16 protein-coding genes, 1 pseudogene and 1 riboswitch are annotated in these 18,278 nt (G+C 58.1%); of the genes and pseudogenes, 8 read left to right on the top strand and 9 right to left on the bottom strand.

What is annotated here, in order from left to right; genetic code table 11:
• Positions 1-57: 57 nt before the first annotated feature.
• Positions 58-951, bottom strand: a complete 894-nt coding sequence (locus ACEVJL_RS08730) for a 3-hydroxybutyryl-CoA dehydrogenase (protein WP_008980057.1) — start codon at positions 949-951, stop codon at positions 58-60.
• A 383-nt stretch (positions 952-1,334) separates the two neighbouring features.
• Here ACEVJL_RS08730 and ACEVJL_RS08735 point away from each other — a divergent pair, with 383 nt between their 5' ends.
• The 3 genes from ACEVJL_RS08735 to ACEVJL_RS08745 all read left to right on the top strand — a co-directional run bounded on the left by ACEVJL_RS08735 (position 1,335) and on the right by ACEVJL_RS08745 (position 3,381).
• A complete protein-coding gene (locus ACEVJL_RS08735) occupies positions 1,335-1,847 on the top strand; it encodes a DUF4352 domain-containing protein (protein WP_162599008.1) in 513 nt (170 codons plus the stop codon).
• 134 nt (positions 1,848-1,981) lie between these two features.
• Positions 1,982-2,755 carry a TatD family hydrolase gene (locus ACEVJL_RS08740; protein ID WP_235397213.1) on the top strand — a complete coding sequence of 258 codons (774 nt, stop codon included), beginning with the start codon at positions 1,982-1,984 and terminating at the stop codon, positions 2,753-2,755.
• Between the two features lie 5 nt (positions 2,756-2,760).
• Positions 2,761-3,381 carry a TatD family nuclease-associated radical SAM protein gene (locus ACEVJL_RS08745; protein WP_151075495.1) on the top strand — a complete coding sequence of 207 codons (621 nt, stop codon included), beginning with the start codon at positions 2,761-2,763 and terminating at the stop codon, positions 3,379-3,381.
• A gap of 3 nt (positions 3,382-3,384) precedes the next feature.
• Here ACEVJL_RS08745 and ACEVJL_RS08750 read toward each other — a convergent pair whose 3' ends face one another.
• Positions 3,385-3,897 carry a CarD family transcriptional regulator gene (locus ACEVJL_RS08750; RefSeq protein ID WP_302667901.1) on the bottom strand — a complete coding sequence of 171 codons (513 nt, stop codon included), beginning with the start codon at positions 3,895-3,897 and terminating at the stop codon, positions 3,385-3,387.
• 415 nt (positions 3,898-4,312) lie between these two features.
• On the opposite strand from ACEVJL_RS08750, the gene ACEVJL_RS08755 reads away from it, so the two are divergent.
• Positions 4,313-4,477, top strand: a complete 165-nt coding sequence (locus ACEVJL_RS08755) for a hypothetical protein (protein WP_008980053.1) — start codon at positions 4,313-4,315, stop codon at positions 4,475-4,477.
• A 40-nt stretch (positions 4,478-4,517) separates the two neighbouring features.
• Here ACEVJL_RS08755 and ACEVJL_RS08760 read toward each other — a convergent pair whose 3' ends face one another.
• The 3 genes from ACEVJL_RS08760 to ACEVJL_RS08770 form a co-directional block, all read right to left on the bottom strand.
• Positions 4,518-5,855, bottom strand: coding sequence for a butyryl-CoA:acetate CoA-transferase (locus tag ACEVJL_RS08760; RefSeq protein ID WP_374737500.1), 1,338 nt, complete (start codon positions 5,853-5,855; stop codon positions 4,518-4,520).
• Positions 5,856-5,895: 40 nt separating this feature from the next.
• Positions 5,896-7,782 (bottom strand): DEAD/DEAH box helicase, encoded by a 1,887-nt coding sequence (locus ACEVJL_RS08765; RefSeq protein ID WP_374737501.1) that lies wholly within the window; start codon positions 7,780-7,782, stop codon positions 5,896-5,898.
• Positions 7,783-7,865: 83 nt separating this feature from the next.
• On the bottom strand, positions 7,866-8,369 hold the full coding sequence (locus ACEVJL_RS08770; RefSeq protein WP_374737502.1) for a shikimate kinase: 504 nt from the start codon (positions 8,367-8,369) through the stop codon (positions 7,866-7,868).
• 161 nt (positions 8,370-8,530) lie between these two features.
• On the opposite strand from ACEVJL_RS08770, the gene ACEVJL_RS08775 reads away from it, so the two are divergent.
• Positions 8,531-9,448 carry an AEC family transporter gene (locus ACEVJL_RS08775; RefSeq protein ID WP_008980049.1) on the top strand — a complete coding sequence of 306 codons (918 nt, stop codon included), beginning with the start codon at positions 8,531-8,533 and terminating at the stop codon, positions 9,446-9,448.
• 32 nt (positions 9,449-9,480) lie between these two features.
• Positions 9,481-9,555, top strand: a riboswitch (Fluoride riboswitch).
• A 48-nt stretch (positions 9,556-9,603) separates the two neighbouring features.
• Positions 9,604-10,793 (top strand): annotated as a pseudogene (locus ACEVJL_RS08780) (cation:proton antiporter domain-containing protein).
• Positions 10,794-10,862: 69 nt separating this feature from the next.
• On the opposite strand, the gene ACEVJL_RS08785 reads toward ACEVJL_RS08780, so the two are convergent.
• From ACEVJL_RS08785 to ACEVJL_RS08800, 4 genes are all read right to left on the bottom strand, one after another.
• Positions 10,863-11,432, bottom strand: a complete 570-nt coding sequence (locus ACEVJL_RS08785; protein WP_008980047.1) for a chromate transporter — start codon at positions 11,430-11,432, stop codon at positions 10,863-10,865.
• Positions 11,429-12,043, bottom strand: coding sequence for a chromate transporter (locus ACEVJL_RS08790; protein WP_374737503.1), 615 nt, complete (start codon positions 12,041-12,043; stop codon positions 11,429-11,431). Before ACEVJL_RS08790 ends, ACEVJL_RS08785 begins: the two co-directional genes overlap by 4 nt.
• Positions 12,044-12,086: 43 nt before the next feature.
• The gene (locus ACEVJL_RS08795) at positions 12,087-14,009 is read right to left on the bottom strand and encodes an NAD(+) synthase (RefSeq protein ID WP_235397201.1); all 1,923 of its coding nucleotides are present in this window, start codon (positions 14,007-14,009) and stop codon (positions 12,087-12,089) included.
• A 131-nt stretch (positions 14,010-14,140) separates the two neighbouring features.
• Positions 14,141-15,019 (bottom strand): Ig-like domain-containing protein, encoded by an 879-nt coding sequence (locus tag ACEVJL_RS08800; protein ID WP_020989486.1) that lies wholly within the window; start codon positions 15,017-15,019, stop codon positions 14,141-14,143.
• 267 nt (positions 15,020-15,286) lie between these two features.
• On the opposite strand from ACEVJL_RS08800, the gene ACEVJL_RS08805 reads away from it, so the two are divergent.
• Both ACEVJL_RS08805 and mtaB read left to right on the top strand, forming a co-directional pair.
• Positions 15,287-16,714, top strand: a complete 1,428-nt coding sequence (locus ACEVJL_RS08805; protein WP_374737504.1) for an AAA family ATPase — start codon at positions 15,287-15,289, stop codon at positions 16,712-16,714.
• Positions 16,711-18,003 carry a tRNA (N(6)-L-threonylcarbamoyladenosine(37)-C(2))-methylthiotransferase MtaB gene (mtaB, locus tag ACEVJL_RS08810; RefSeq protein WP_235397197.1) on the top strand — a complete coding sequence of 431 codons (1,293 nt, stop codon included), beginning with the start codon at positions 16,711-16,713 and terminating at the stop codon, positions 18,001-18,003. Before ACEVJL_RS08805 ends, mtaB begins: the two co-directional genes overlap by 4 nt.
• Positions 18,004-18,278 lie beyond the last annotated feature (275 nt).

Here is an 18,278-nt window from a genome sequence, read left to right on the forward strand (position 1 = left end):
GGCGGAGCCCCAGGGAGCGGTTCAGAGCGGAAACAGTGAATTTATGGTAAAGGGGGATCAGCCCTTAACCAGCACGGGGTTGACGCCGACCTTCTTGCCTTCCTCATAGACATAGAAGCCAGCGCCGGACTTCCGGCCCAGATAGCCGGCGGCCACCATCTTGCGCAGCAGGTGGGCGGGGCGGTACTTGGTGTCGCCCAGGTCGATGTAGAAGGTCTCCATAACCTCCAGCAGGATGTCCAGGCCGATCATGTCCGCCAGAGCCAGGGGGCCCATGGGGTGGTTACAGCCGCGGAGCATACCCTCATCCACGTCCTCCACGGAGCCGATGTCCTCGTCCAGAACCTGTACGGCCTCGTTGAGCATGGGCAGCAACATACGGTTGACGATGAAGCCGGGCTTATCCTTGGCCAGGATGGGACGCTTGCCCATGTGCTTACCAACCTCAGTGACGATGTCGATGGTCTCCTGAGAGGTGCGCAGGCCGTAGACGATCTCCACCAGGCTCATAACGGGCACGGGGGAGAAGAAGTGCAGGCCAACCACGCGATCAGGACGGCTGGTGGCAGCAGCCAGGCTGGTCATGGAGATAGAGGAGGTGTTGGAGGCAAAGATGGTGCGGCTGTCGCAGATCTTATCCAGCTGCTGGAAAATAGCCTGCTTAGCCTCCAGGTTCTCGTAGATGGCCTCGATGACCAGATCCACATTGGAGGCCACGTGAACGCTGACGGAGGTGGTGAGGCGGGCCAGACAGGCGTCCTTCTCCTCGGCTGTCATTTTGCCCTTCTCCACCAGACGCTCCAGGCGCTTGGTGATACCGGTCACTCCGCGCTCCAGAGCGGCCTTGCTCTGGTCATTCAGGATCACTTCATAGCCGCACTGAATGGCGGTCTGGGCAATACCGCTGCCCATCAGGCCGGAACCGACGACGAAAATTTTGCGGATTTCCATGTTGATCTCCTTCTCTATGATGTAGTTGTTGGCTCTGGCTCCCAGGTAGGCGCCAGCTTCGGCGGAAACTGTGATAACTAATTTTATCATAGAGCGCCCGACCTTGTCCAGAAAAAACCAACCAGGTTGGGCTGCTTTACGCCAAGGCAGGAAGCGAGCCAGTTTTTGGACGCCGGCGCTGGCCGGCGTACCGCTCTTTTGAACAAAAATAACTATATCCGGAAACCGGCGGGCCGTCAACCGCACAGAGGCAAGATGGTTACGAAACCGATAAAAAATAATAAGATATGCAAAAAAGAACCAGCACACTGACTACAAACAGGCCGCTCCCTCTTGTCTTTCCGGGCTGTGTCGGGTATAATTTCAAAAAAGAACGAAAGAAGGTGGCCCCCATCGGAAAAAGATTGGCTTGGGTGCTGGCCTCCGCCCTGCTGCTCACCGGCTGCAGCAGCGGACAGAATGACACAGACCAGCACTTTTCCCTGGGCGACACAGTATCCACAGCGTGGTTTGATTATACGGTAACCGAAGTAGAATCCACCCAAGAGTACGGCGGCTATATCAGCGCGCAGGGGGATCAGCTGGTGGTGGTGGAGTTGACTCTGAAGAGCACGTACCCTCAAGCGGTAACTATGTTCGACAGCGATTTTCAGCTCTCCTGGGACAGTATGAGCCAGGATGATACCCGGTGTATGCCGGTGGAGTACTACTGTGATCAGCAGTTGCCCACAGAATATGAGCTCGCCCCCAGAGAGAGCCGCAGCGGCGTTCTGGTCTATCAAGTACCTGACGATCAGAGCACCTTTCAATTTACCTTCCAGGAGTTTTTCGATGATGGAACGCAGGAAGGCCGCCCCGGCGATCAATACGTGATGGATCTCACCCCGCAGGCGTAACCTCTTGCATTTTGTACCCCCGGGCAGTATGATATTATATAGTTGTATAAATCGTGGAAGCGGCCCAACTACGGGCCGCTTCCACCTCCTTCATTGGCATCTGTTTCATTTTAAAAGGAAATCGAGGAAAAATTATGCGTGTATTTGATACCCACGCCCACTATGATTCCGGGGCTTTCAACGCCGACCGTCTGGAGCTGCTGGCCGGTATGCCCCAGCAGGATGTGGCGCTCATTGTAAATCCCGGCTGCGACCTGGAGACCTCCCGCACCGCCGTGGAGCTGGCTGACCGGTTCCCCTTCGTCTACGCTGCCGTAGGGGTACATCCCTCCGACTGTGGTCCCTGGCAGGACAGCTGGGTGGACGAACTGAAAGCCCTAGCTGCCCATCCCAAGGTAAAGGCCATCGGTGAGATTGGCTTGGACTACTACTGGAAAGAAAATCCCCCCAAGGAGTTCCAGCAGATGGTTTTCCACCGGCAGATGGAGCTGGCACAGGAGCTTCAGCTGCCGGTCATCATCCACGACCGTGAGGCTCACCACGACTGCCTGGAAGTGGTCCGCTCCCATCCCCAGGTCACCGGCGTATACCACTGCTACTCCGGCAGTCTGGAGGACGCTAAAGTGCTGGTAAAGCTGGGATGGATGCTGTCCTTTACCGGCACCATCACCTATAAAAATGCCCGCAAGGCTCTGGAGGTCATCGACTGGCTGCCTATGGACCGGATCATGATCGAGACCGACTCTCCCTATCTCACCCCGGAACCCTTCCGCGGCAAGCGCAACGACTCCGGCAAGGTCCATCTGGTGGCGGAGAAGATCGCCGAGGTAAAGGGCATGGACGCGGAAGAGGTGGCCCGCATCACTCTGGAAAACGGCAAACGGTTTTTCCACATCGAGGAGGCATAAGGGATATGACCATCACCTACGAATACGAGGGGGCGCTGTACGTCAACCTCACCAACAAGTGCAACTGCAACTGTGAGTTCTGTCTGCGCCATGGTAAAAAAGAGGGCTCCATCTATACAGAGGACTCCCTGTGGCTGGAGCGGGAACCCACCCGCCAGGAGGCTCTGGACAGCTTCCTCAGCCGGGACATCCCCAGCTACCGTGAAATCGTCTTCTGCGGCTATGGTGAGCCCACCTACCGTCTGGACGACATTCTCTGGCTGGTAGACGAGCTGAAGGCCCGCTACGGGGACCAGCTTCCCCCGGTGCGTATCAATACCAACGGCCATGCCAATCTCATCAACGGCCGTGACGTATGCCCGGAGCTGAAGGGACGCATTGATACCCTTTCTATCTCTCTCAATGCCAACAACGCCGCCGATTACGTGGCCCTGTGCCACCCCATCCAGGGCGAGGAAGCCTACCAGGCCATGCTGGACTTTGCCAAAGAGTCCAAAACCTATGTCCCCCACGTGGTATTTACCGTGGTGGATAAAGGAACCGACCCCGCTGAGATTGAGGAGAGCCGCTCCATTGCCCAGAGTCTGGGCGTCCAGCTGCGGGTACGGGCATATATCGACTCCTGAATCTCATCCAGTCTGTTTCTTCTGCTCCACCTGTTTGGTGATGTAGTCCCCCACCTCATCAAACGGAATATCCAAAGCGGCCGAAAGCTCATCGTGGAGAAGAAATTCTGCCCGCTTCTGAAAATCCTGGTCCACCTTGCTGGGCTTCTTTCCGCTGCGGGTATTGGCTCTGCTTTTGGTGTACGCAGTTTTGATAAGCTGGACCAGATCCTCACAGGAATGGCTGTCCAGAAAACTGCGGTAGCGCTGGGCCAGCATACGGTAATCCAGATGTTCCAACTGCGCCTGTTGGATTTCCGGAATACGGCGGATCAATTCCTGAGCTGCCTCCCGGCTGAGAATCGGCCGCATAAATACTTTGGTATCTACCGGTACATAGATGGTCCCCGTACTCTGCAGCGGGATCAAAGTGTAGTACTCCACTTTGGAACCCGGATCAAACGGAGGCGGTCCAACTGCCTCCACCCGGCACACACCAGTACCGCTGTATACGATGAGACTTCCAATCGAAAACATCAAGGCTCCCCCATTCTGATAAAAATGAAAAAGCGTGTGGTTCTGACAACTGGACTTACGTTCTCAGAACCACACGCTGTAACTATATTTTAGCACATTTTTTCGCGGAATGTAAGAAAATCCTTGTGATACCGCCGTCAGGCCGCACCTTCCAGTTCCTCACGAGCCTCCCGCTCGCTGTCGGCGGAAAAGCAGAACCGCCCGGCCCAGTCATATACCTCCACATGTCCTCTTACCCAAACAATGCTGTAATCCATGGCGTATGCTCCTTTCCATATCCCTTGATGCTTGTTTATATCTTCTTTGGATGATCTGAGTATAGCAAATGATATGTCCAATAAACGGGATAGTTTTAACAAGGTAGACAGGAAAGGAAACATACGTTATACTTTAAAAAAAGCAGGAGGGAATCAGGATGGAACCTATTTTTTACACCGTCACGGACATCAACGGCGACTACGCTCAACTGCTCGGCGATCAGGGTCAAGAGCACTCTATCACCATGTTTCTACTGCCCGAGGGCACCACAGTGGGCAGCCGTCTGAAGCTGGAAAACTTTATTTGGAGCTTGGAAGCGTAAAAAACAGCCCCGCCAAACGGCGGGGCTGAAATTTTTATTCTTACTTGTTGCTGCGGCGCCAGATGTGCATCTTCTCGGCGTCCTGGATGAGCTGCTCACGGAAGTCGGGGTGAGCGATGGAGATGAGCGCCTCGGCGCGCTCCCAAGTGGACAGGCCCTTCAGGTTGACCATGCCGTACTCGGTGACGATGTAGTGCACGCAGGAGCGGGGATCCGTGCAGATGGAACCGGGAGTGAGGGTGGGCACGATACGGCTCTTCACAGTGCCGTCCTTGCCGGTGACCGTAGAGGACATGCAGATGAAGCTCTTGCCGCCCTTGGACAGGTAAGCGCCCATCACGAAGTCCAGCTGGCCGCCAGTGCCGGAGATGTGCTTGAGGCCGGCAGACTCAGCGTTCACCTGGCCAAACAGGTCCATATCAATGGCGTTGTTGATGGAGATGAAGTTATCCAGCTGAGCCAGCACCCGCACGTCGTTGGTGTAGTCCACAGGAGCAGCCATCACGTCGGGGTTGCGGTCCACGTAGTCGTACAGCTTCTTGGAGCCGGCAGCAAAGGCGTACACCTGGCGGCCCTTATCCAGAGCCTTGTTCTTACCGGTGAGCTTGCCCGCCATAGCCATGTCCACAAAGCCGTCCACGTACATCTCGGTGTGAACGCCCAGGTCCTTCAGATCGGACTGAGCGATCATAGCGCCGATGGTGTTGGGCATGCCGCCGATGCCCAGCTGCAGGCAGGCGCCGTTGGGGATCTGAGGCACGATGAGCTCGGCCACAGCCTTGTCCACCGCGGTGGGCTCGCCGCCGCCGCCCAGCTGAGCGACCTCGGGGTTATCCCCTTCCACAACATAGTCCACGTCCTTGATGTTGATCTCACAGCCGGTGAGACCGTACACCCAAGGCATGTTCTTGTTCACTTCCAGGATGATGACCTTGGCCTTCTCCAGCATGTCGGCCAGGTGAGAGGCGGCCAGAGCAAAGCTGAAGTTACCGTGGCTGTCCATGGGGGTGACCTGGAGCATAGCCACGTCCACGGTCAGGTTCTCCCGGTAGAAACGGGGCAGCTCGGAATAGCGCATGGGGCTGAAGAAGCCCATGCCCTTGGTCATGATCTTACGGTCAATGCCGCTGCAGTGCCAGGAGTTCCAGGTGAAGTGCTCACCGGCATCCTCGGCCTTGGCGATCTCCGGCATCCACATGGTAACGCCGCCGCGGACCTTCACGTCCCGCAGCCCGTCCTTACGAGCGGCCAGGGCCTTGTCCAGGGCGATGGGGTGGTTGGTGCACCAACCGTAGTCCACCCAGTCACCGGATTTGACTACCTTGACCGCCTCTTCGGCGGTGGTCAGCTTCTGCTGATACATGGCTTGATAATCCATTTTGATACCCTCCAGTTATATTAAATATCGAGATATTCCTTTAGTTGTCCAAGTAGTAGGGCTTCATCAGGCTCTTTTGCTCGGTGGAATCCTTCACCCGGTTGGAGCGCATGGGCTCGATCGGCCCTCTGGGCCCACGGTCCCGGCGGCGGTCCGGACGGGAATTCTTCTTTTTCCCAGAGACCGGCTCCTCCTTTTTCTTGGGTGCGGAAGGGACCGCTTTGACCTTTCCTTTGTCCTTGGTCTGGACTGTCTCAACCCGGGGCTCCTTCTCGCCCCGACGTTCCTTACGGCGACTGCGGGGCGCGGAGCGGTGGGACAGCGGAGACTCCTGAACGCTCAGGGGCTTGCGGGGCGCCAGAAGCCGGGCGGTGGCGTCCATGATATGATCGCCCGCCAGAGGATTAGGACGGGAGAAATCGGTACGAGGCATGGCATTTCCGGTCTCCATGCGGCTGCCCGGCCGGGTCAGCTTACGGCGGCGGGAGGTCTGCTGGACCTGAGGCTCCGGCTCGGAGACTTGGGACACCGGGGCAGCCTGTACCTGCTCAACCTGCTTGGGCTTTGCTTTGGCCTTGCGGCGGCGGCGCCGGGACTTGGCAGGTGCCTCCTCCTGTGTCTGGACCGGAGTCTCAGCCACAGGCTGGGGAGCAGCCTGCGCCGCTTCCGCCTTGCGCTGAGCGGCCGCCTTTCTGGCCTCATCCCGGGCACGGCGCTGCTCCTTGGCGGCGGCTCGGGCCTGGGCGTCCTCCTCGTTGATGATGCGGCCGTTCTTATCCCGCTTGGGGGCCTGGAGGTCCACCATAGGATAGGGGTGGTCCTCTACCACAGGAATGGCGCGGCCAATGAGTTTTTCAATCTCTTTCAGCAGGGGTTTTTCGCTGAAATCACAAAATGCCACGGCGGTGCCTCCATGGCCCGCCCGGCCGGTGCGGCCGATGCGGTGGACATAGGTCTCAGGCACCTCGGGGAGGTTGTAGTTGAACACGTGGGAGAGCTCCTCAATGTCCAGTCCCCGGGCGGCGATGTCAGTGGCCACCAAACAGCGGATGGCTCCGGACTTGAAGTCGGCCAACGCCTGCTGCCGGGCAGTCTGGCTCTTGTTGCCGTGGATGGCAGCGGCGGTAATACCCGCTTTGACCAGATCCCGGGCCACCTTGTTGGCCCCGTGCTTGGTGCGAGTAAAGACCAGCGCATTTTTTACGCCCAACTGGTCCATCAGCAGGGAGAGCAGCTTGGTCTTGTTGCCCCGGTCTACAAAGTACACCGACTGGCGGATGGCCTCTACCGGCGAGGATACCGGGTCCACCGCCACCCGGGCGGGGTGGTGAAGCAGAGAGTTGACCAGCTCAGCGATTTCTTTGGGCATGGTAGCGGAGAAAAACAGGGTCTGCTTTTTCTCAGGCAGCCACTTGAGAATCTTCTTTACGTCGTGAATAAAGCCCATATCCAGCATCCGGTCGGCCTCATCCAGCACAAAGATTTCAAGATCATTCAGATGGATGAAGCCCTGCTGATACAGGTCACCCAGGCGGCCGGGTGTGGCCACCAGAATGTCTACGCCTTTCCCCAGTTTCTCTACCTGGGGTGCCTGTCCCACACCGCCAAAAATTACCGCGCAGCGCAGGGCCAGATGACGGCCGTAGTGTTCAAAGCTCTCACCGATTTGGATGGCCAGCTCCCGGGTGGGAGTGAGGATGAGAGCGCGGATGGGGTGCCCGGATGCAGGCTTGTTGCTCAGCCGCTGGAGAATCGGGGCGGCAAAGGCACAGGTTTTTCCGGTGCCCGTCTGGGCGCAGCCCAGCACGTTCCGCCCCGCCAGGGCAGGGGGAATGGCCTGCTCCTGGATGGGAGAGGGCTTTTCATAGCCCTCCTCCTTCAGAGCAGCCAGGATTTGGGGACACAGCCCCAGATCTTCAAATGTCATGGTGTTCGTTCCTTCTTTTCATTCGGCAGCGGTGGGGAGACACCCCGAGGCGGCCGGCCCGCGGTTCCCTGCGGGCTGGGGTGTCACTGCGCCGAGACCAGTTCCAGTACCTGGGCTACACTCTGGGCCAGCTCCTGTCCAGGGAGGGCATCTACAATGTAGTCGGCATAGGTCTCATAGAGAGGGGCGCGGATGGTGAGGATATCGTCCAGCGTCTGACCGGGCTCCAGGGCGATGCCCCGGGAGTCCAGATTGTGGATGCGGCGCTTGAGTTCCTCCAGAGGCACCCGGAGATAAATCACCGGGCCCATGGCCTTCAGATGGGCCATGGCTCCCTCCCGGCAGACTACGCTGCCGCCCGGGGCAATGACGTGGTGGTCACACTGGACCGAGCACACAGCCCGCTCCTCTGCGTCCAGAAAATAGGGTACGTCCCGGCGGTCCAAAATATCCTGAAGCAGGGCTCCTTCCTGCTGCTGAATAACCAAATCGGTATCCAAAAAGCCAAAGCCCAGGGCCTTGGCCAACAAAACACCCACGGTGCTCTTGCCCGAACCGGGCATTCCGATCAAGGTAATATTGTACACAGTCTGTTCCCTCTCTTGGCGAAATTCATAACATTAAAAGTTTACCACATCTTTGTGGAAAAAGGAAGGGGGACACATCCCAGAGGCGTTCCTTTTTTTCCATGTCGGTGCTATAATGAACCAAGAGAGAAGAAAACCGACCGATATGAAGGAGGCAGGCCATGGAATTACTGGAGCTGTTCAACATCCAAGGAACCCTGTTTTTGATGATTTTAGTGGGCGCTCTGGTCAAAAAGCTGGGCATCGTGGATGAGGCGGGTCGACGGTGCCTGACCGATCTGTGCGTCAATGTGATCATCCCCTGCAATATCTTGAAATCCTGTTTGATTGACCTGGACTCCTCCGTACTCCGCGCCTGCGAGATTCTGGTGGTCGTTGCCCTGGCCATTCAGATCATCAGCGTGATTCTCAACAAATTTCTCTACAAAAATTACCCGGAGGCCCAAAACAAGGTGCTGAAATACTGCACCTTAGTATCCAACGGCGGCTTTTTGGGCAACGGCGTAGCGGAAGGAGTTTACGGCACTCTGGGACTGCTCTACGCCTCCATGTATCTCATTCCCATGCGCATTGTCATGTGGTCGGCTGGTACCTCCTACTTTGTGGCCGGAGGCACCGACAAAAAGAAGGTGGTGCGCAACATCCTCACCCACCCCTGCCTGGTAGCTGTGTACATCGGCATGGCGATCATGCTTCTGCACATTCCCCTGCCCACCCTGCTCACCTCCACCATTACAGGCATCGGCAACTGCAATACCGCCATTACCATGTTTATCATTGGCACCATTCTGGTGGACGTACCTCTGCTTACCATCGTCAACCCAACCACATTGTGGATCAGCGCCCTGCGTCTGGTGCTGCTGCCCGCAGCGGCCTGGGGGATCTCCTTGGCTCTGGGGCTGGAGCCGGTGGCCACCGGCGTGGCTGTGATCATGACCGGTATGCCTGCCGGATCCACCGCCGCCATCTTCGCTGCCCGGTATGGCAGCGATGCGGTGTTTGCCACCAAATGCGTGGTACTCAGCACCCTGCTGTCCATGCTCACCATTCCGGTGTGGTGCTATCTTATCGGTGCTTGACAAAGTGGGGCAGGATATGGTATCCTGTCCCACGCAATAAAGGGAATGAGGTCTCCCTTGTCCTTCGGGACTAAACCGCCCACAAGGCTGATGGCTTCTGCGATTTTTTGCAGGGGCATCAGCTTTTTCGCTGCCCAGGAAAGGAAGAAAATGGTATGTTAACAAGTTTAGGACTGGTACTGCTGCTGGGCATGGCCCTGGGCGCGCTGGCAAAACGCCTGAAACTGCCCTCCTTGGTGGGTATGCTCATTGCGGGCATGATATTAGGTCCCTATGCCCTGAATCTGCTGTCCGACAGCCTGCTGAATATTTCGGCAGACCTGCGGCAGCTGGCGCTGATCATTATTTTGACCCGGCAGGCCTCTCCCTGGATGTGGAGGCTTTGAAGCGGGTGGGCCGCCCGGCAATCCTCATGTGCTTTGTCCCCGCCTGCTTTGAAATCTTGGGCATGACCCTGCTGGCTCCTGCGCTGCTGGGCGTTTCCACCCTGGATGCCGCCATCATGGGAGCCGTGGTGGGAGCGGTATCCCCGGCAGTGATCGTGCCCCGGATGATCCGTTTGAGCGAAGAGGGCTGGGGTGTGGACCGGGGTATCCCCCAGCTTATTTTGGCCGGTGCCTCGGTGGATGACGTCTTTGTCATCGTCATGTTCACCGCTTTCACCGGACTGGCCTCCGGCGGCCAAGGTCTGACCGCGGGAGCCGTATTGAGCATTCCCGCCTCCATTCTCACCGGTGTAGCGGCAGGTCTGCTGCTGGGATGGCTTCTGGCCCAATGGTTCCGCCGTGTCCATATGCGGGACTCGGTGAAGGTCGTGATCCTGCTGTCCCTGGCCTTCCTGCTGGTGGCAGCGGAGGATGCTCTGGAGGGGATCTTCCCCTTCTCCGGTCTTCTGGCCGTAATGGGCGCCGGAGTAGGCCTGCAGCGGTGGCGCTCCGTTGTGGCCCAGCGGCTGAGCCTGAAATTCTCCAAGCTGTGGGTTGCCGCTGAGGTGGCCCTGTTCGTGCTGGTGGGCGCGGCGGTGGATCTGCGCTACGCTCTGAGTGCGGGCGTAATGGCCATTCTGGCCGTGTTGGGCGCTCTGTGCTTCCGGGCGGTGGGCGTTCTGGTGTGCGTCAGCGGCGCTCATTTCAGCCCCAAAGAGAAGCTCTTCTGTGTGCTGAGCTATCTCCCCAAAGCCACCGTCCAGGCTGCCATCGGCGGTGTACCTTTGGCTATGGGCCTGGGCTGCGGACAGATCGTGCTCACCGTGGCGGTCATCGCCATTTTGGTCACCGCTCCCCTGGGCGCCTTGGCCATCGACCGCAGCTATACCAAGCTGCTCACCCAGCGTCCTCCCGAATGATGCAAACAGGCCCCGGCACGCTGTGCCGGGGCCTGTTTTTTATGGGCATGTTTCTGTTTCGCTCATTGCTCAGAACTGGAAAATAATCCCCACCACCGCAGCGGCGGCAATAAACAAGATGGGGTGCAGCTTTTTCAGCGGGGTCCACTTCATACACACGAACACCGCCGCTGCCAGCAGCACCGTGCGCCAGCGAATCGCCGGAAAGCTGTCCGGCGCCAGCTGGTTGGTAACGGTAAAGACCGACCAGGCTACGCTCAGCCCTGCTGAGGCGATCAGTGCAGTGGAGGCGGGACGCAGACCGGAGAAGGTAGCCTCCACACCCTTACTGTGGCGGAATTTCTGCAGGAACCCGGCAATGATCAAAATCACAATAATGGACGGGGTAATCAGTCCCAAAGTGGCGATCACCGCGCCGGGGATGCCGGCGATTTCAAAGCCCACGTAGGTGGCCATGTTCACGCCCATAGGGCCGGGGGTAGACTCGGAGACGGCAATCATGGTGGTCAGATCTCCGTTGGTAAACCACCCGGTGGTCTCTCCCATGTGCTGGAGGAAGGGGATGGTGGCCATGCCGCCGCCCACCGAGAAGAGTCCGGTTTTGAAAAACTCATAAAACAGCCGCAGCAAAACCATCATACCTTCTCACCTCTCTTGCCTTCTTTGCGGGGGTAGAAGAGAAACCAGCCCAGCACGCCGGAAAGTACGACCAGTACCGCCGGGGAGGTGATGGTGGAGACAATGCTTGCCGCCACGCCGGTCAGAGCCAGGGCATCACTGAGCGCTCCACCGCCCTGAGCCAGCAGCAGCACTCCAACGAAAATCCACGGTGCGATTTTCCCTTTCAAGGTACTCTTGCCAAGCTTGAACACACTCACAGCAATCAGAGCGACCACCGCAGCGTTGATTCCTGCCAGAGCATGAGCTACCACCGGATACTCTGCAAAGTTTTTCAGGAATGCGGCAATGATGGTAATGATGATAAGGGATGGAAATACCACACCCAGGGTTGCCAAAATCCCCCCCAAAACGCCTTTATACTTGTGGCCAATGAAGGTCGCGGTATTCACCGCGATAATGCCCGGGGTACACTGGCCGATGGCAAAATAGTCGGTGAGCTCCTCTTCCGTGGCCCAGCCCTTTTTTTCCACCACCTCCCGCTGGAGGATGGGCAGCATGGCATAGCCACCGCCAAAGGTACAGACACCGATTTTCGCAAAGGTTAAAAACAGATCCAGATAGATATTCAATCAAAAGCCTCCCAAGACAACAATCTCCCGCTCTATATGTGCTTTATTCCAGCCCCTCCAGCTCATCCAGCCACAAAGAGGCCACTGCATCGGAAGGCATTCTCCAGTCGCCACGGGGACTGAGGGCCACAGAGCCCACCTTAGGTCCGTCGCTGAGGCAGGAGCGCTTGAACTGCTGGGAGAAGAAGCGGCGGTAGAAATTCTTGAGCCACTTCAGGATGGTCGCCCGGTCGTACTGGCTTCCCAGAGCATACAGGGCCAGCCGGAACACCTTCTTGGGCGAGAAGCCCCAGCGGAGAATGTGATAGAGGAAGAAGTCGTGCAGCTCATAGGGGCCTACCAGATCCTCTGTCTTCTGGCTGATCTTGCCCTCGATGGCGGGCAGCAGCTCAGGAGAGACCGGGGTATCCAGAATGTCGCTGAGCACATCGGACAGCTGGCGGTCCTCCTGGGCCTTGTCGTCGGAGATAAAGGACACCAGATGACGCACCAGAGTCTTGGGAATACCCGCATTAACGGCGTAGTTGCTCATATGGTCACCGTTGTAGGTACACCAGCCCAGAGCCAGCTCACTGAGGTCGCCGGTTCCAATGACCAAACCACCGGTCTGGTTGGCGATGTCCATAAGCACCTGGGTACGCTCCCGGGCCTGACCATTCTCAAAGGTGACGCTGTGGTCCTCCATGCTCTGGCCAATATCCTTAAAGTGGACCTTCACCGCGTTGCCGATGTCGATGGTGCGCAGGGTGCAGCCCAGCCGCTCGGCCAGCAAGACCGCATTGGATTTGGTGCGGTCAGTGGTGCCGAAGCAGGGCATGGTAACGGCAATGATGTCGCTGGCCGGACGATCCAGCATCTGCATAGCCACGGCAGTAATCAGCACCGCCAGGGTGGAGTCCAGGCCGCCGGACAGGCCCACCACCGCCGTCTTAGCGTGGGTGTGCTCCAGCCGCTTTTTCAGGCCCAGAGCAGCAATGCACAAAATCTCGTTGCAGCGCTCGGCCCGGTCGCCCTCGTCCTGGGGCACAAAGGGGCTGGGGGAGACAAAGCGGGTCAGTCGGGTCTCCTCCAGGGTGAGGGAGAACTCGCCACGCCAATATTCCTTGTCCGGGTCGGGGGTAAAGGATGTCATCCGCCGCCGTTCATAGGCAAGCCGGTCCACGTCGATCTCGCTGATGGTCAGACCGTTGGCAAAGCGCCGCTCAGCCAGCAAAGCGCCGTTCTCCGCGATCATGTTGTGGCCGGCAAAGACCAAGTCGGTGGTAGACTCGCCCTCACCCGCGTCGGCATACACATAGCCGCACACCTGACGCCCGCTCTGGCCGGTGACCAGCTGGCGGCGGTAGGCCGCTTTGCCCACCGTCTCGTTGGAGGCGGACAGGTTCAGGATAATGGTGGCTCCGCTGCGGGCCAGACCGGCGGAGGGGGGCTCGGGAGCCCACAGGTCCTCGCAGATCTCCACACCCAGAATGAGGTTGGGCATCTCCCGGCAGGCAAAAGTCTCATTGGTGCTCATGCACACCTGCTGGCCGCACAGAGTCACCGTGGTGTCTACCCCAGCGCCGCTGGCAAACCACCGGGCCTCGTAGAACTCTCCATAGTTAGGGATGTGGATCTTGGGCACCAGGTGCAAAATCTCCCCCTTCTGGATCAGAGCAGCACAGTTATACAGCTTATTGTCATACTGAGCCCGCACCGGCAAACCCACTGCGGCCACCAGTTCCAGATTGCGGGTGGCCTCCAGGATCGTCTGGAGTCCCTCTTCCGCACCTTTCAGCAGCGTGTCGTGCAAAAACAGATCGCCGCAGGTATATCCAGTGAGACACAGCTCAGGCAGGCACAGCACCTTGACCCCCTGCTTATCCGCCTCCCGCATCAGAGTAAAGATCTGCTCTGCGTTATAGCGGCAGTCGGCCACCCGAATTTTCGGCGTACCGGCAGCTACCTTGATAAATCCATCTCGCATCACGAAAACCTCCTTCGTGGTATTCTCAATAGAGAATATGATACCCCAAACCCCGGCGAAAAGCAAGATAGGGGCAGGAAATCACAAGACCCCCGAAGCAAAAGCTTCGGGGGTCCTCATTGCATCAATCTTTACTTTGCCTGCAGGTAGCTGGTCATCACATAGCCCTCGTCGAAGTTACCGCCGCCGGTGGCATACTTGATCTTAGTCCAGCCGTTGCCCGCATCCTCCAGAACGGTAACCGTAGCGCCGTCTTCCGTGCTGGCCTTGGTTTCATAGTTCGTACCCGGGCCGGAGCGGATGTTCAGGCCACCGGTGGCACCGGTGATAACCGCCTCAGTATTGGGGGCCAGGGACTGACCGTTGGAAGGCGTCGTGGTGCCGGGATCGGTGGTAACACCGGTTCCGGTGCCGTCGCCGGTACACTCCACAGCACACTGAGCGGTCTTGTCCCCTGCAGCAGCAGTAATGGTAACTGTGGCCGTATCGGTGCCGGTATACACGTTGGTCACATTGCCATACTCATCCACGGTGGCAATGTCTGTGTTGCTGCTGCTCCAGGTCACCTTCACGTTCTCCGGATCGGTGGTAGCAATGATCTGATAAGATTCTCCAGAGCGCAGGGCAGCCTCTGTGCGGCTGAGGGTCAGGCTGTTGACCGTTACCTGAGTCTGGGAGTTATCCCCGCTGCCCACGCTGGACTGACCATCCGTCTGGCTGGTGGACACAGAGGAATCTACGGTCTTGCCTCCAAACAGGAGAGGAGAGACATATTTAAATACAATCGCCGCTGCGGCAATGATCAAGACCAGAGTCACGATCAGACCGCCTACCTGGAGCGGGTTAGGGCCGCTGCCGCTGGCCCGCTTTCCACCGCCGGCATAAGAAGTTCGGCCGGGACGCTCATCACAGAAGGGACAACGTTTATAGGTGACGGAATACTCTTCGCCACATTTTTCACATCGGATCACATCTGTGTTCCGACGGGGGGGTGCTTTTTTCGCAGCCATGGACGGATAACCTCCATCATTAGAAAAAGGATGACCACACCGCATGCGGTCTCAGTGTCTATTTTACAAGGAATTAACCACGCCGTCAACGAAAAAATAGACTTTGGGGCGTTTTTTGGCGAAATTATGTAAACATACCTCAAAACCGCCCCCACTTCTTGACCAGGTTCATCCTTTCTTTTATAATGAGTCTGACCCGCGCCGGACTTCGGCGCACAAATAAGATCCCTTTGTCCACCGGACAAAGCCGGAGGGAGGAACCAAGCAGTGAGAGGCACCCTGACCCCCGCCCATGCCCATAAGCAGTATGACGAGGCGGTAAGTGCATACCGAAAATGGATCCCCGATCCCACTTTGCGCATGGAATTTGGGCGGCAGGCGGATGACTACTTCCGCACCTGCGCCCTGGGCGTTTGGCAGGCGGATAACGCCGCCCAAATCACCCCCCGGCATGTGGAGTTTTACAACGCCATCTACTCCGGCACCAATTCCTCTCCCTCCGCCCTGTACTGGGAGGTGGCCACCGGTGTGGCGGGCTATGACCTCTTCCAGCCCCCTGCCTTCTTCCAGTCCCTGCGGGATTACGACCGGAGAAAAGGCACCACCCTCTCCCGCCGTTTTGTAGACCAGTTCACCCTGATTTTACTGCTGTTTGCCGCGGTGGACGATGTGGTCAGCGAGCCGGAGGCCGGTTTTGTCAACGCCTGCGCCGACGCCCTGCTGGCTCTGTGTACAAAGGACGGCCTGTCCGGCGACCGTCCGCCCTTGAAGGCCGATGAGTTTATCACCAAACCTCAGCCCGCCGCTCCTCAGCCTACCGCCCAGGAGGCGCCAAAGGAGGAACCCGCCCAGGAGGAAGAGCCTCAGCCCTCTCTGGAAGAGCTGCTGGAGGAGCTGGACAGCCTGTGCGGTCTGGACCAGGTGAAAAAGGACGTGAAGAGCCTCATTAACCTGGTAAAGGTGCGCAAGCTGCGCCAGGAGGCCGGGCTCCCTGTGCCCCCCATGTCCCTCCATCTGGTCTTTCTGGGCAACCCCGGCACCGGTAAGACCACAGTGGCCCGGCTGCTGGCCAAGATCTACCGCAGCATGGGAGTGCTGCCCAAGGGACAGCTGGTGGAGGTGGACCGTTCCGGCCTGGTGGCCGGCTTTGTAGGCCAGACCGCCATCAAAACCCAGGAGGTCATTCAAAAGGCCATCGGCGGCGTGCTCTTTATTGACGAGGCCTACGCCCTGGTCAACCAGGACAGCCCCAACGACTTTGGCCACGAGGCCATTGAGGTGCTGCTGAAAAACATGGAGGACCACCGCAAGGACCTCATCGTCATTGTGGCAGGTTACTCTGAATTGATGGAAAAATTTATCCACGCCAATCCCGGACTGGAATCCCGTTTCAACAAATACTTCTATTTTGCCGACTACGACGGCGGCCAGCTCTTCTCCATCCTGGAGTCCATGTGCAAAAAGAATGGCTACACCCTCTCTCCGGAGGGAGCAGCCTGGGCCAAGGAGGATCTGGAGCGGCTTTACCAGGAGCGGGACGAGAACTTCGGCAACGCCCGGGACGTGCGCAACCTGTTTGAAAAAGCGGTCTCCCGCCAATCCGACCGGGTAGCCAAATTGGATGCCCCCACCCGGGAGCAGCTGATGGAGCTGCTTCCTGAAGATCTGAAAGAGAGCGAAGACGAAACAACATGAGAATTGCCTTTTACACCTTAGGGTGCAAAGTAAATCAGTACGAGACTCAGGCTCTGGAGCAGCTGGTCACCCAGCGCGGCCACACCCTGGTTCCCTTTGACGGAGAGGCCGACGCCTATGTCATCAACACCTGCTCGGTAACGGCAGTCAGTGACAAAAAGTCCAGGCAGGTAATCCGCCGGGCCAGAAAGACCGCCCCTGACGCCATTTTGGCGGTGTGCGGCTGTTACTCCCAGACCCACCCCGACGATATGGACAAGCTGGAGGTGGACCTGGTTGCCGGTACCGGCGACCGCACCGGCTTTGTGGATCTGCTGGAGCAGACCTGGCAGAAACACCAGAGCATCACCGTTCTGGACGACCCCTTCCAGCGCCGCACCTTTGAGAACCTGCCCGCCGGAGGGCTGGAGGGCCGCACCCGGGCCATGCTGAAAATCGAGGATGGCTGCGTCAATTTCTGCTCCTACTGCATCATCCCCTATGCCCGTGGCCGCATCCGCTCCCTGCCCTTGGCCGATTGCGCTGTACAGGCCAAATCGCTGGTGGAGGCAGGCTATCAGGAGATCGTCCTCACCGGCATTGAGATTTCCTCCTGGGGACAGGATCTGGAGGGAAAGCCCTCCCTCATTGACGCGGTGGAAGCCATCTGTCAGGCGGTGCCCTCCCACATCCGTGTACGCCTTGGCTCTCTGGAGCCCCGGACCATTACGGAGGACTTCTGCCGCCGCTGCGCCGCGCTGGAGAACCTGTGTCCCCACTTCCATCTTTCCATGCAGTCGGGCTGTGACACGGTGCTTGCCCGGATGAACCGGAAGTATGACTCGTCCCGGTATTATGAGAGCGTGCAATTCCTCCACGAAGTCTATGACCGCCCGGCCATTACCACCGACCTTATCGTAGGCTTCCCCGGCGAGACGGAGGATGAATTCCAACAGACCTTGGACTTCATCCAGAAGTGCGGCTTTGCCGCCATGCACATCTTCCCCTACTCCCGTCGCCCCGGCACTCCGGCCGCCAAGATGCCCGGCCAGGTGCCCAATGCCATCAAGGAGGACCGTGCCCACCGGGCAGCTGAGATCGCCCAGAACATGGAATACGCCTATCTGGACTCCTTTGTGGGCCAAACCGTTCCGGTGCTCTTTGAAGAGGAGCGGGACGGCGTGTGGCTGGGCCACACCACCCGCTACTGTCAGGTAGGGGTAACCAGCATGGAATCCCTTCACAACCAGCTGCGCCAGGTACGCCTTACCGGACGTGAGGGCAGCCAGCTCACTGGAGAACTGGTATAAGTTCAAATCCGGCCCTTGCGCGACAAGGGAAAATCCGATATAATAATATGACCATTTTTGAAGATTAACGGAAAAGAGGAACTGCCGTGAAATTAGGTATCGTCGTATCCGAGCCGGTTTCATAAGGATCTCCGCCTCTGTGATGAAAGCCGCCAATGTCAACGCCGGACGGTAAAAAATCTAAAACGCCGGCCAGAAAATGACCCAAACGCCGGAAACATAGCGCTTGTTATTTACGCCGGAACTCCGTCCGCCGGTCAGTTGTCCGCCGGAAG

Source organism: Flintibacter porci (assembly GCF_041925195.1).
GTDB classification, from domain to species: Bacteria; Bacillota; Clostridia; order Oscillospirales; family Oscillospiraceae; genus Lawsonibacter; species Lawsonibacter porci.